Origin of the sequence: Novosphingobium sp. (genome assembly GCF_030699305.1) — a bacterium.
In the GTDB taxonomy this organism is placed as follows: Bacteria; Pseudomonadota; Alphaproteobacteria; order Sphingomonadales; family Sphingomonadaceae; genus Novosphingobium.
The window spans coordinates 1-13,670 of record NZ_JAUYNB010000034.1 but is presented as its reverse complement, the minus strand read 5'-3'; the positions used below and the strand labels follow the sequence as shown (position 1 = coordinate 13,670).

8 protein-coding genes are annotated in these 13,670 nt (G+C 66.0%); 1 reads left to right on the top strand and 7 read right to left on the bottom strand.

From position 1 onward, the window contains the following. Positions 1–24: 24 nt before the first annotated feature. Both icmH and tssK read right to left on the bottom strand, forming a co-directional pair. Positions 25–1,548: a type IVB secretion system protein IcmH/DotU gene (gene icmH, locus Q8Q53_RS13420; RefSeq protein WP_305702290.1), complete on the bottom strand. Its 1,524-nt coding sequence runs from the start codon at positions 1,546–1,548 to the stop codon at positions 25–27. Next, complete coding sequence (gene tssK, locus Q8Q53_RS13415; RefSeq protein ID WP_371136561.1) at positions 1,545–2,858, bottom strand: type VI secretion system baseplate subunit TssK; 1,314 nt, start codon at positions 2,856–2,858, stop codon at positions 1,545–1,547. Before tssK ends, icmH begins: the two co-directional genes overlap by 4 nt. 366 nt (positions 2,859–3,224) lie before the next feature. On the opposite strand from tssK, the gene Q8Q53_RS13410 reads away from it, so the two are divergent. Next, entirely contained in the window at positions 3,225–4,382 is a 1,158-nt protein-coding gene (locus tag Q8Q53_RS13410) for a M23 family metallopeptidase (RefSeq protein ID WP_305702288.1), read from the top strand. Between the two features lie 39 nt (positions 4,383–4,421). Here the strand turns inward: Q8Q53_RS13410 and Q8Q53_RS13405 are convergent, their stop codons facing one another. The 5 genes from Q8Q53_RS13405 to Q8Q53_RS13385 all read right to left on the bottom strand — a co-directional run. Next, on the bottom strand, positions 4,422–5,405 hold the full coding sequence (locus Q8Q53_RS13405; protein WP_305702287.1) for a CPBP family intramembrane glutamic endopeptidase: 984 nt from the start codon (positions 5,403–5,405) through the stop codon (positions 4,422–4,424). Beyond that, complete coding sequence (locus Q8Q53_RS13400; protein ID WP_305702286.1) at positions 5,402–5,905, bottom strand: DUF4123 domain-containing protein; 504 nt, start codon at positions 5,903–5,905, stop codon at positions 5,402–5,404. The genes Q8Q53_RS13405 and Q8Q53_RS13400 overlap by 4 nt, the downstream gene beginning before the upstream one ends. A 42-nt stretch (positions 5,906–5,947) precedes the next feature. Continuing rightward, positions 5,948–6,331 carry a PAAR domain-containing protein gene (locus tag Q8Q53_RS13395; RefSeq protein WP_305702285.1) on the bottom strand — a complete coding sequence of 128 codons (384 nt, stop codon included), beginning with the start codon at positions 6,329–6,331 and terminating at the stop codon, positions 5,948–5,950. Between the two features lie 51 nt (positions 6,332–6,382). Beyond that, positions 6,383–9,589, bottom strand: a complete 3,207-nt coding sequence (locus Q8Q53_RS13390) for a CHAT domain-containing protein (protein ID WP_305702284.1) — start codon at positions 9,587–9,589, stop codon at positions 6,383–6,385. Further along, positions 9,589–13,670, bottom strand: a 4,082-nt coding sequence (locus tag Q8Q53_RS13385; protein ID WP_305702283.1) for a hypothetical protein, incomplete at its 5' end; no start/stop codon positions are given. The genes Q8Q53_RS13385 and Q8Q53_RS13390, both read right to left, overlap by 1 nt.

Here is a 13,670-nt window from a genome sequence, read left to right as displayed (position 1 = left end):
GTGGCGATCAGGGTGTAACGATGATCAATTTTGGCGCGGGATCACGATTTCGACCCGGCGGTTGAGCGACTTGCCCTCAGCCGTGTCGTTCGATCCGATCGGGCGACTATCGCCAAATGGCTGCACTTCGATCCGGCCGGGATCGCTCACTTCGCGGGCGAGCAGAACCGCCACCGAATTGGCCCGAGCGCCCGAAAGCGCGATGTTGTCCGGGAATTGCAGCGAATTGATCTTGTCGGCATCGGTATGCCCTTCGACCGTCACGCCGCCCTTTTCGGTTTCCAGCGCCTTGCCGATCCGACCGAACAGCGCCTCACGCCCCGGCTCCAGCTGATCGGATGCGGACCGGAACAACTGGCCGACCGTGGTGCGCACCCGCACGGTCGAAGCGTCTTCCTCGACCACCACCAGCCCCTGCTTGATTTCGGGGTCCAGAAACGTCTTGAGCCGCATGGATTGCGGCCCGTCCGGCCCGGCGGGCAGCGCGGTGCCTTCGCGGGCCAGGGTCAGGCGTTCGGCCGGATTGATTGCGGACAGCGCATCCCAAGACGCTTCACCCGTGCCCATCAGCACCAGCCGCAAAATGATGTAGATCATCAGCAGCACCCCGGCCGCCACCGCAGCGGCCAGCCCGATATAGCTCAGGAACCCGACTTTCTGCGGCGGGGCCTGTTCGCCCAGCCAGTTGGGCACCAGCACCTGCCCCGACAGGCTGCGCGCGTGTTCCAGCGCACCGTACAGCTGCTGCATGATCTCATGCAGGCGGCGCTTGCCATCGGGCATCACCCGGAACCGCCCTTCGAACCCGGCCGCCAGACAGGCGTGATACAGTTCGATCAGTTCGCCCTGCTGCGCGGGCCGGGCCAGCATGTCATCGACCAGTTGCCAGAACCGGTCACCGCCGATGTTTTCATGGAACGTTTGGACCACCATCGAGCGGCGGGCCCATTCGGCCACTTCCTGCTGCGCACCGGGCAGGTTCTGGACGATATCATCCAGCGTCGAACAGACGGCATATTTGGCGCGCTGCCGCGCCTCGTCCGGATAGAGCCCGGCAATTGCACGGTCGAACGTGGCGATCGCAGCAGTCGCCTGCTGGTGGAACTGCGCCAGCGGGGTGCGTGCGCGCCCGCTGCGGATCGATGCGGCGAGCGCCAGGATCGGCCCGGCTTCCAGCATCAGCCGGTTGCGGACCAGTTGTGGCTGCGATGGCAGCGGCACATCGTCCTGCGCCAGCACGGCGGACGGATTCAGCCCCGGTGCGGCACCTGCGGCAAGGCCCGGCGCAGGACTGCCCGGAGCAGCCCAGCCGCCACCCGGCGGCGGCGGTGGCGGTTCAGCCGGTTGTCCGAAGGGCGGCTGACCCATCGGCGGCTGGCCAAACGGCGGTTGCGGTGCTGGCTGGCCGAACGGGTTGCCGCCCGGCTGCTGCGGCGCGCCCAGCGGCGACTGGCCATGCGGGGTGGCCGTCTGCCCGGGCTTCAACCCTTGGAGCGGAGATGGGCGGAAGACCGTCCGGTTGCCATTGTTGCCATCGTCGCCAGTCATCGCTCGGACCTCTTGACGCACCACAGTTCAAGCTTGAGATCGGGCAGCATGTTGTTGGGATCGGCAACATGCAGGCCCAGCGCGCTGGCCCGCGCGAACTCGCGCCATTCGGCAACGCCGCGATCCAGCTCGAAATAGACGTAACCCGGCAGCACGCGCAGTTGCGACGGCGGGGTCGGGATATGGCGCAGCGGAATCCCCGGCAGCGAGGCATGAACAATCGCGTGCATGTTCTGGCCCGGCCCGATCTTGGCCAGGTTGGGGAACATCGTGCGCGCCTGGTCCAGATTGCCGGCGGTGTTCACCGCCAGGTAGAAATAGCCATATTGATACAGGGTATGATCGCGGATCACCGACACGTATGAACCCGGCTCGACCAGTTCGATCGGCAGCTGGATCGCCGAACGCGGCGCGTCGTACGACAGCATGGTCTGCAACAGATCGAGCACCGGATCGAAAGTCAGTTGCAGGTTTTCATGGTCATAGCGCGGGAACGGCGGGGCCTTGCGCTCTGGCCGGGCGAGCGTTGCCAGTTCACCGGCCATGCCGACCAGTTGTTCGTAAAGCCGTTCCGGATGGACTGCCGGCAATGAATCCAGATGCTGCAGCATCGGCCCCCACCGGTTCAGCGCCTGAAGCAGCAGGAAGCTGGCAAAGGTTTCCGCGCCGCCGTCTGTCGCCTCAACCGCGCGCAGCGCCAGTTCCTTCGCGCGCTGGTCGGCCCGGCCCAGAATATCGGTCAGCCCGCCCTTCAGCCGCGTGCAGGCACGGATGTCCTGCGCGGGCGGGATATAGCGATCATCGAACATCAGGCGCTTGTTCTGCACTTCGCGCACCCGCACCAGGCCCAGACAAACCCGGCCATAAGTCTGATCGCGGGTCACGCCAAAGCGCAGATTGGGGCGTCCGATCTCGATCGGTTCGCGGACCCGTTCGCCCGAAAAACTGTCGGCCACGTCTTCTTCGTCGACCATGAAGCGCACTTCTGCGCTGGCGCCTTCGCTTTCGCGAAACTCGACCGCGCCGAGTTGCTGGGCTGGCAGGGTCAACGAAATCAGCGCATCGCGGCTGTCAGCCGGAATATCGATCGGCGGCGGCAGCGGCAGCTGGTCCGGCAACGAAAACGCGGTGCCGTCCGGCATGACCCCTGCGCAGCGCAGCACGGCGAACTTGCCCATCGCCGCCATGTTCTCATCAACCTGAAGTTCAGTAATCCCCCAAGGATACGGGCCAGTCGCTTCCAACCGGAAGTTCACGTTCCAGTCAAGGAAGCGGTCTTGCTGCTGAAAATGCTGCGGCCTGAGGAACATCCCCTCCCGCCAAGCCACTCGTCCGCTAGCAGACATCAACGCCCCCGATGGATTCATTTCACGCTTGAACACTTAGAGCATAGCCAGTGTTGGGCGGAAAGTCTGGTCGAGAATTAATTTACGTCCTACAGTAGAAAAGATCACGATTTTCAGCACAAAAGGTGACGCAACAGGATGAACGGGCAGGACAATCCTTCGTTTGATCCGCGTGCCTGGGTATCGCAGTCAGACGAACCCCCTGTAACGACTCCGCAAAGCGATTCCGTTACACCGCTGAATATTGGTCAGAATGACCTGCGCCGTGTCTTGCTGGCCAGTGGTGGCGCTGGTCTTTTGCTGCTGTCCGGTCTTGGCGCGGCGTGGTTGATGCGCGCACCGCTGCCGCAGGCCGAGGCAGCCGCCGCGCCCGAACCGGTCAGCCCGGCCGCTGCACTCAGCCAGCGAATCGTCAATCTGGGCAGCCTTGCCGAACTGGAAGCGGCGCTGCTGGCAAACGGCCTTGCCCCGGCCGAAGCCGCCGCAGCAAGCGCTGCTGCACAAGCCGCAATCGGCGCCCGCCCGGGAGAGATCCGGGCAGTGATCTACCTTGACGCCGCCGCCAGTGCGCCGCGCCTGATGCGGCTGGAAGCGTCATTCCTCGACAGCAGCGGTGCAGTGGTGACCCGCCAGCCGGATGACACCTTTGCCGCTCAGGCCGTCGCTGCATCGCTCAGTTCCGAAATCATCATGCGACGCGGGGAAATGAACGATGCCGATTTCTATTCCTCCGCCGTTGCTGCAGGCGTCACCGACAGCCTGATCCAGACATTTGCGCAGGCGTTTGTCTATGACTTCAACTTCCAGACCGAAATCACGGTCGGAGACGTGTTCGAGGCGGTCTTCGAACAGCAGGTCAACGCCTCCAAACAGCCCGTCGGCGCGCCCCGCCTGCTCTATGCCGCGCTTACCACCAGCGCGAAATCCAAGGCACTGTACCGGTTCCAGCCGCCGGGCGGAGAGCCCGGCTGGTTCGATGGCAATGGCCGCAGCGTGAAGCGTTCGTTCATGCGCACCCCGGTTGACGGCGCGCGGATCACATCGCGATTCGGCCCGCGATTCCATCCGGTGCTTCACTACAACCGGCTGCATGGCGGGATCGATCTCGCCGCTCCGGTCGGGACGCCGATCTACGCTTCGGCGGCGGGCACGGTCGTCAGCGCCAGCCCATCAAGCTGTGCCGGGAACATGGTGGTTCTGAAACACGACAATGGCTGGGAAACCCGCTATTTCCATTTGCACCAGTTCGCACCCGACATCGCCCCCGGCATGCGGTTGGCACAGGGGCATCAACTGGGCGGGGTCGGCAATACCGGCACCTGCACGACCGGTCCGCACCTGCACTATGAAGTCCACATCGACGGGGACAAGGTCGATCCGGAATCGATTCCGACCGAGGAAGGCGAAGCCTTGGAAGGCGAAGTGCTGAAGGCATTCATCACCGAGCGCGACCGGATCGACGGAGCGCGCGCCGGACGGACGGGCTGACGGGCAAGCGGGCTGGCGGGCTGGCGGGCTGGCGGGCTGCTATTCCGGTCGGGTGCGCAGGGCCAGCAGCGGCAGGAGCAGCGCAACCAGCACGATCGTGATCGCGACCGACGCATTCAGCCCCTCCGCCGATCCGCCCCAGATCGGTGCGCCCACCAGATCGAGGTCGAACACTGCGCCAAACCCCGGTGCGCCGGGATTGGGGGACAGCCCGAACAGGCTGGTTTCCGCCCAGTTCCAGCCAAAATGCGCCCAGATCGCCGCCCAGATTGATCCCGTGCGCTGGGCCAGAACACCAAAGAAAACCCCCGCCAGAAAGATATTGACCAGCGCCAGCGGCGAACGCGCACCGCCGAAGATATGCAGCAGGGAGAACGCAATCGCTGCCAGCACGACCGCCGCAGCCGGGCTGATCCGGGTCGCCAGGCGGCGTTGCAGCCAGCCGCGAAAGCAGATCTCCTCAACCGCCGCCTCGAAGAAAATCAGCGCCGCGCCCACCAGCAAACTGCTCGCCAGCGCCGTGGTTGCAGCATTTGCCGGTGCCACGATCACATGATTGCCCAGCCAGGCCTGCAACAGGCTGAACATCATCCCGCCAGCGCCCAGCCCCAGCCCCAGCGCGCAGGCTGGCAGCACCGCCATCCGGCGATGCCTGTCTGATGCAACCGGCATCATCCGCATCAGTAGCAGCGAAACGCCCAGCAAGCCGCCAAACACGATCATGCTGCCGGTCAGGTCAACCCGGCCCGCGCTCCAGCCCGCACCGAACTTGCCCTGCGCCAGCCACGCCTGCAGCAGCGTCACCGATCCCAGAATCCATCCGGCGCAGGCCAGCAAGCCCAGTGTAATCCAGCTCCAGAAAGCCCGCGCACCCGGTATGGCCGGTGCCAGTGCCGGTGCCGGTGCCGACGGATCGGATGCGTGCAGGGCGCGCGGCGGGGCCGGTACGGCTGCGGATGGCTGCGGCTCGGCAGCGCGCCGGCCCGTGCCAAGCAGGTTGGCAAGGGCATCCGCTTCGTTCATGCTGCCAATCCGTTCACCGGCTGCCCGCGATCCAGCAGCTGCCCGTGCTGCACCGTGAAATCGTGATACACCCCCGGCTCGGCCGCCTCGACCGAATAGCGCGTGATCCCGCCAAACCAGGGATCCCGCTCCGGCGGTGTTGCGGCAGTCAGATACGTGCGCAGCACGCGCGGATCGTAAAACCGGAACAGCACCAGGCGGCCGTCCGGCAGCCGCGCGTTGAGGAACTTTTTAAGCTGAAGCTTCACGTGCAGCAGGTCCATCGCCGATTGCAGCGTGATGCCCCAATGCCGCCCCTGGCCATGATCGCGCCAGACCTGAGTCAGTTGCTCTGCTGGATCAAGTACAGCGATCCATGGCAAGGCCGGGGCCAGCGCCGGGTCCAGTTTGCCGGAAATGAGGCAGTCGTGCTGTGCGCATGATTGCACCAGCGCCATCAACCGCGGATCCTGCGCCCCGTCGATCACGGCATACCAGCGACCGCCGTCCACCTCAGCCATTATTCGGTTTCCCCCGGCCACCCAGTCAACCGGGCGCACTGTTCAGGCATTGCACCGTTCACAGAATGGCAGGCCATCCTTGGCCGCATTGATCAGCGCCTTGGCCTGCGCCGCCGGGGCCTGATACGATCCGGCCGAGGTCATTCCGGGGGCCGCACCGCCGCCCCCGCCGCCGCCGGCATCCCCGATGATCACAGTCGGGGCTCCGATCACGATGACCCCGCCGTGCGCGGTCATATCACCCATCCGCGCCGCCGGCATGTTGTTGACCATCACCGTCGCCGATCCCTTGACGATGACATCGGGCGGTCCGACACAAGTCGCCATGTCCCCCACGCGGGCCTGCGGCAGCGAACAGGTCAGCACCGTGACTGCACACGCTGGCAGGATCGGCCCGCCGACATGCGGCACCACACCCGTTACCATCGGGCAGGTATGCATATCGGAAAGGCGCGCTGCAGGCGGCAAGATCGGTCCTTATCTGGCGGTCGCAGCTCCTGCGCCGCCGCTGATTCCGCTTAGCATCGACTTGGCCGAATCGCCCACCACGAAATAAGCGCCCCAGTAATAGGGATGCGAATACTTCGGGTCGCGGATCATCTTGGTCTGGGCCGCACGCAACGCCTCGCCAATCGTGCTGGACCGCCCGGTGCTGTAGAATTCGGCCATCAGCTCGTCGCTTTGCGTGGTCGCCGGAACCCGCCAATAGGTTGCCATGACCGCACGCGCATTGGCCGAGATGAACGCCCGCACCAGTCCGTCCATCGTCGCTTGCGAACTGTCTTCCTGACCAGCCAGACGCCCTGCGCTCGCCTCTGTCCCGGAACTGGTTTCGCACGCGGCCAGCACCACCAGATTGGCGTTCAGCTTCAGCATTGCCACCTTGTCATAGCTCAGCAGCCCGTTCGACAGGATCGGCCCGGTTGCATCCGGGGTGTTCATCGTCGTGATCAGTGCTGGCGGCAGATCGGTCGGGCATCCGTCCATCACAACCGAGGTCTGCGGCAGACCATGGGTGGCGAAGTGGAGCACCTGATACTGGCTGAGTTCCCCTGATTCGCTGGCCTGCTGGATCGCGACATCCGAAAACGCCGCGCCGGTGATCATCGGTGCAGAGGGCACGCCAAACGCATCGGAGATGACCCGCAACTGGGTTGCGCTGATCGGCTTGTTGCCGTTCTTGACTGCCGCCCACGTCCCGAAATTGACCGTGCAGCCATTGCCGCGCAGCACCATCCGGCTGGCGATATCCGCCGCGGGAATGGGTGTGGGGGCATTTTCCCCGAAGCTGAGCAAGGGCCGCGGCGCGGTCGACGGTGCAACCTTGGACCGCACGACGACGAACGAACGCGGCGAGATCGCGGTCGAAATCTCGGCCTTGGCGGCCAGGAAGTTGACCTTGCTGAAATCGCGCGCGCCAGCCCGGCCGCTGGCCCGATAGCGCCGGACGCTGTCTGCATCGGTCACCAACACGCCCGCAGGCATGGTGCGCAGTTGCCCGGCGGGGTCGAACACCAGACCGGACGCATTGGCCACCACGTCGGCGGCCGGTCCGGCAATCGCCCGGAACAGCCCGTGCGCGGTGCCGACATCAAACGGATCGATCCGGCGCGTCCCATCAGGGCGTTCCTGGCTGCGCGAGGTGTCGATCACCCGGCGCGCCAGATTTTCGATCGATTCAGCCGGCGCATCCACCCCGTACATCCAGGCAGATTCGCGCGATACGACCATCCCGAACATCCGGGTGCGGATCTTGGCCAGCTTCAGATAGACTTCGCCCGGACGCAAGGTCTGGCGCAATTCAGCCAGACTGATCGGGGCGTCATCCTGGCTGCGGTAGCGCGGATCATCCTGCAACGCGGATTCGATTGCGTTCTTGCGCGCCTCAGCCTCGGCCCGTTCCTGTTCCAGCGCGGCCCGTTCGGCCGTGCTCCCATCGGGCAAAGCCGAGATGCGATACCGCAAACCAGTGATCTGGCGTTCCAGTTCAACCCGGTCCCGCATGTTTTCGGCAATCGTGCCATCGGCCGCGATGACACTTTCCAGCCGGACCATATCCGCTGCGATTGCGGGATCGCTGACCGCCTGCATGACGCGGAAGTATTCATCCTCGATCACGGGCGACGGGGTTTCCCGCGACTGCTTCAGCAGCAGTTCGAAATAGCCGATCAGCGCGGGCGGTTGCACCACCGATGACCGGCCCGATGTCAGCAGCGTATCGATCGCATCCCGGTACTGCCCGGCCACCATCGTCCCGGTGCCACTGCCGGACTTGTTGGCCACCGAAGCGCGCTCCAGCTGGATCGACGCGATCGCCGCCCCATCCACTGCGCCCAGCGTTGCCCCGGCCCGGGCCGGCATTGCCAGCGTGCAGTTGCCAGAGGCCACGCCATTGATGCCCTGCATCGTCTGGATCGCGCAGTCATACGCCGACAGCGCCGCAGCCGGTTGATCCGAACGCGCCGCAATCCGGGCTTCCTGCAATTGCACCCGCGCGCGCAGCCAGTTCACGCTTTCCGGCTGGGCCACCTGATCCAGCAAGCGGAAACTGTCGACCGCACCGCGCGGGCCGAGCAGTGCCGCACGGCTGTCAGCCACCCGGCCCAGCCCCAGCAGCGCCACGCTGCGGGCGTAGTTGCGCTGCACATCCAGCACCAGCCAGTTGTACTGGGTCTTGTCCTTGAGCGAGACGCCGCTGGCGCGCGACTGTTCGCTGTCGCGGTTGATCGCGCTCAGCGCGATCGGATCGGCCAGCGGGAACGCGGTCACCCGGCTCGCTTCCAGTTCGGTCAGCACGCGCTGCCATTCACGGTTGTTGAGGGCATCGAGCGCGCGGTAGGTCCGCAGCGCACTTTCCAGATAGGCCGCCCGGTCCAGCCCCGGATTCGCCTTCAGCATCGCCTCGGCGGCGGCAAAGTGGTTTCGCGCCGGGCCAGTCTGACCCAGCCCGGAATCGGCCAGCGCGGCCGCCATCTGCAACTCGATCACGGTGCCAGCCGGCGTGCTGGCGTCAATCCGGCTCAGCGCGTCGTTGAGCAGGCGCGAGGCCGAGACATGTTCACCGCCCCGAATGAACAGGATCCCTTGCTGCAGGGCGCCGTCGGAACTGAAGTCGGACAGGTTGGCCAGCCCGCCCGCGCGCGCCGGCGCCGGTGCCAGACCGGACAGATCGATCACCGGCATCCACAGCGGATCAAGCGCAGCGGCTTTGCCATCGGCATTGGCCTTCAGCAGCCGGATCATCGGCAGCAGCGCCTGGCTGGATGCCGCCCCGACAAACTCGCCCGCTGCGCCGCGGGTCCGCAGTTCGACCACCTGGACTCCCAGATTGGTGTCCTGGCACTGCCGGGCGCTGGTCATACCCAGACCGGCGATGTTGATGTTGCTGGCGACCCCGCAAGTCCGGCTGGCGGCATTGTCCAGCGCTTGCGGCGTTACCACGCCCAGGATTTTAGCCGCCGAAGCGCCCCGGCAGGTCAGCACGAACGGCTGATCCGCCGCCGACTTGATCGACCCCGCAGAGCGCGTCCAGTCACGCGTGGCCGTGCAGGGCTGCCCGATCCGGTCGCGCCCGGCCTGCATCACTTCCGGCAAGGTCGATGCCTGGGCCTGCGCGCCCAGCGGCAGCACCGACGAGGCGAGCAGCCCGGTGAGGACCAACTTGCGAATACGCGGCGCGATCATCACTTTTTCCCCTTGTCGCATTCACCGGCGTCAGTCAGTTCGCACGCCGGAACTTCATAGTTGAGCGTCGGCACCGCAAGGTCACCGATCAGTGCTTCGTTGTTCGTCGCGATCAGCGGATCGAGCAGCACCCGGCCGTCATCGTCCCCGGTGCTGAAGATCTGCGCCTGCCGTTCGTCGAACAGCTTCAGCGCGGGCGGCTGAACGTCGGTCACGAGGCAACCCTTGTCCGGAGACCCGATCACGCAGCCGTTGATCCGCGAATTGGACTGGGTGATCAGCACCGTCCGGGCACTGCCCGAACCGGTAGAGAACTGAACCACCGATTCCGGCAGCAGCCCCGCCGACCGCCCGATGAACCCGTTGATCGTCCCGAACAGCGCAAACGCGTCCTCGCGTCCGGCTGGCAGCGAAGCATCGAGCAGCAAGGTTGGGGCGGACTGGCTGACCGACTGTGCGGCATCCCCCAGGATCACACCCGCCGGGCTGCCCGGCGTTCCGGTATTCTGGAACAGCGCAAAATCGGAATAAGCGACGCGCATCGACCTGGCGCGCAGGAAGTTGCCCGCCGTATCGATCTTCGCCCCGCCGCTGCCCTGGATGTAAAGCGAGGACGCGGCGTTGGAGACCAGATCCCGCGCGATCCGCGCCGCATCACCCGAGAGCAGCGCCGCGTCGGTCAACAATGACGAACGACCGAACACGATCTGGCCTGCCCGCAGATCAAGCCCGCCGCCCGGCAGATCGATCGTGGCCGTGTCGATCTGGCCGATGATCGCCCCGCTCCTGGAACCGGCCGCCGAATTGCCGCCAATCTGCAACGTTCCGGTAAAGCCGCTGCCGGTGATCGCCCCGCCAAGGGTGATCTTCGCGGTATCCGGCGTGCCGCTGGTCATGATCCCGAACAGGTTGGTCCCGGATTTCAGCGCGAACGTGCCGACTTGCACGTTCTGCGTCACACCGCTGGCCTGCTGGGTGACGAGCTGGATCGACGGAGCCGTGATCCGCCCGATTTCGGTCGCAGACAGGACATACTTTGTCCCGTCGTTGTCCGCCGTCCCGCCGATTACGGTGTCGTTGGTCTCGCTGGTCCGGTTGGTCAGCGTTACGCCGGTCGCGGCAGTCATCGCCCCGCCCAGCGCGATCTGGTTGCTGATCACCGCGATGTTGCGGCCATCGACTTGCGCGAGCGCAGCATTCCTGGCTGCATCGATCGAAACGTCGGACTGCCGGCCGCTGCCGCCCTGCACCACCGAATTGCCGAGCAGCACGCTGCCCGCGGTCGCCACCACGGACAGGGCATCCCCGCCCGATCCGTCGCTGTCCGATTGCAAGGTCAGCAACCCTGCGCCCTGCGTCACGTCGTTGGTGGTCGCAGTGATCGTTACCTTGCCGCCCGCTTTCTGCGTCCGCGCCGAGCCATCACCCAGCACCACGCCCGTCCCGCCGGTCACCGTGTAATCGGTCTTCGCCGAGACATTGCCCGTGACCGAGGCCAGCTTCCCGGCCTGAACGGTCACGAACGCGTTGGTCGTCGTCGCATTGCCCAGCACGGCGTCGTTGACGCCCCTGACCAGGATCGAGTTCGTCGCCGTACCCGTTCCCAGCGAGGCATTGTTGCCAGCATCGACCACGATGTCACGTCCGGCCCCGCCGGTGCCCAGCGCAGCGTTACCGCCCGCCACGACCTTCACGTCCCGCGTGCTCGCCGTCGCCGAAGTCACCGCCGCGTTGCCCGTCGTCGCGGTCACCAGCACATCGCGCTGCGCCGTCAGCGTCGTCGCGGCGATATCACCCGTTGCCGAGCTCAGCGTGATGTTCGCCAGGTTCGGCGTGCCCGCATCCGCGATCACGCCCAGCACCGCGCCGGACAGGTCAACCGTATGGCCATCCGCCCCGGTGCCGCTGGCCGTGCCCTGATTGATCGTCAGGTTCGTGCCTGCGGCAAGGCTGAGATCATCGCCCGCAATCGCGCTGGTCGTCACCGTCAGGCTCGTCCCGGCCTTGCCGAACACGTCCTCCAGCGCGTCCAGCTTGTCCGCCGCCAGCGCGCCAGCGCTCGCCCGCAGACCGATCGAACGGCCATGCGCTTCCTTGACCGTCACGTTCTGGCCCGCATCGACGAACACGTCCGACTGCTTGCCATGCACGCCGCCAGACATCGTCCCGCCGCTCAGCACCGTATTGCCCAGCGCAACGCTGCCGTTGCTCGCCGTCACCCGCAGCGCATCGTTCGCGCCGCGTGTGCCGGTGCCGTCATTGTCCGACTGCAAGGTCAGCAACCCTGCGCCCTGCGTCACATTGCCAGTGGTGGCAGTGACCGTCACCTTGCCGCCAGCCTGCTGCGTCCGCGCCGAGCCATCGCCCAGCACCACGCCCGTCCCGCCGGTGACCGTGTAATCAGTCTTCGCCGAGACATCGCCGGTCACCGATGCCAGCTGTCCAGCCTGCACCTTGACGAACCCGGTCGTGGCCGAAGCGTTCACCAGCTCCGCATCGTCGCGGGCCGCGACATCGACGTCGGTTCCGGCAATCGCCGTGGTCCGCTCAAGCAGAGCACTGCCCGCCATGGCGCGAACCACCACATCGCTGCCCGCCTGAAGCGTCAGCGCACCCGATCCGCGCGTGATGTTGCCAGCCGTTGCCGTAATCGCAATCCTGAGGCCGGCCTGCTGCGTCCGCGTCGCCGCGTCGCCCAGCACCACGCTGGTGCCGGTCAGCAGGTAATCGCCGGAAGCCGATACGTTGCCGGCCACCGTCACCGGACCCGACCCGCCGCTCTGGTTGATCCGGATGTTCCCGGAACCGGCGGTCGTGTCGGTCGTCGTCAGGTCCACCAGCGCGATTGCGCCGCCAGCGTCCAGCGTGATGGCTTCCAGCGCATTGATGCTGCCCACGGCGGTAATCGCGGTTGGCGCGATGACCTCAACCGACTTCAACCGGGTGGCGGCGCCGACATTGCCGCCGAACACCGCATCACCCAGCACGCCAAGCCGCTGCGCACCGGCACTCAGCCCGTCCACAATCCCGGCGAACGACACCTTGCTGCCCTTGAGCACCGTGTCCTGCGCCAGGGTTACCGCGCCGCCATAGGTCTGCTCGCCAGTGGTGGTCACCGTGGCACTGACCGGCGCCATCGAGGCACCGGCAACGTCGAATTCGCTCTTGCCGGTAACCGACAGCGCGCTGAGCACTTCACCCACCGTGCCGTTGCCGCCGACCACGCCCTTGAACAGGGCGTCGCCATCAATGCCAAGCGCATGGGTGCCCTTGACCGTGGACCCGAACGTCACCTTCGAGCCCTTGAGCGTGCTATCCTGCTTGAGCGTCACTGCCCCGGTGTAAGTCTGCGTGCCGGTCGTCGTGACGCCGGACGTGTCGAGCTCGGTCGTCCCGCTGACGCTCAGCGCGGTGAGCGGGGTCGATCCGCCAACCACGCCCTTGAACACCGCGTTGCCGAGTACGTCGAGGCTCTGCGCCCCGTTCACTGTGCCGCCAAACGTCGCCGAGGTTCCGCTCAGCACCGTATCCGCACCCAGCGTTACCGCGCCGGTATAGGTCTGCGCGCCGGTCGTCTGGATCGACGGTGCCAGCAGCGTCCCTGCTACGTTCAGGGCCGAGGGGCCATTGACCAGCAGCGTGCTCAGCTTGTCGGTCGAACCGACCTTGCCGCCGAACGTCGTCAGGCCGGTGCTGGTGGCGGTGAGCGAACGGGTCTGGCCCGCATCGCTGTCGACCGTGCTGGCGAACGTGATGGCCCCGCCGCCGTTGCTGGTCAGCGCCGTATCCGCCGCCAGCACCACAGCGCCGTTATAGGTCTGCGCGTTCTTGGTGATGACCGAGCCGCCCGCGATCTCCGCCAGGCCATTGGTGGTCAGCGCCTTCAGCGCCTTGCCGCCGCCGCCAACCGCGCCCGCGAACCGGGTCTTGCCGCTCGCGGTCGTTTCCAGACCCGCCGCGCCGTCAACATCGCTCCGCACTGTGCTGCCGAACGTGATGTCGGTGCCCGACAGCGTGGTGTCCTTCTTCAGGGTTACCGCGCCGGTGTAGGTCTGCGTGCCCGTGGTGCTGACCGTGGTCG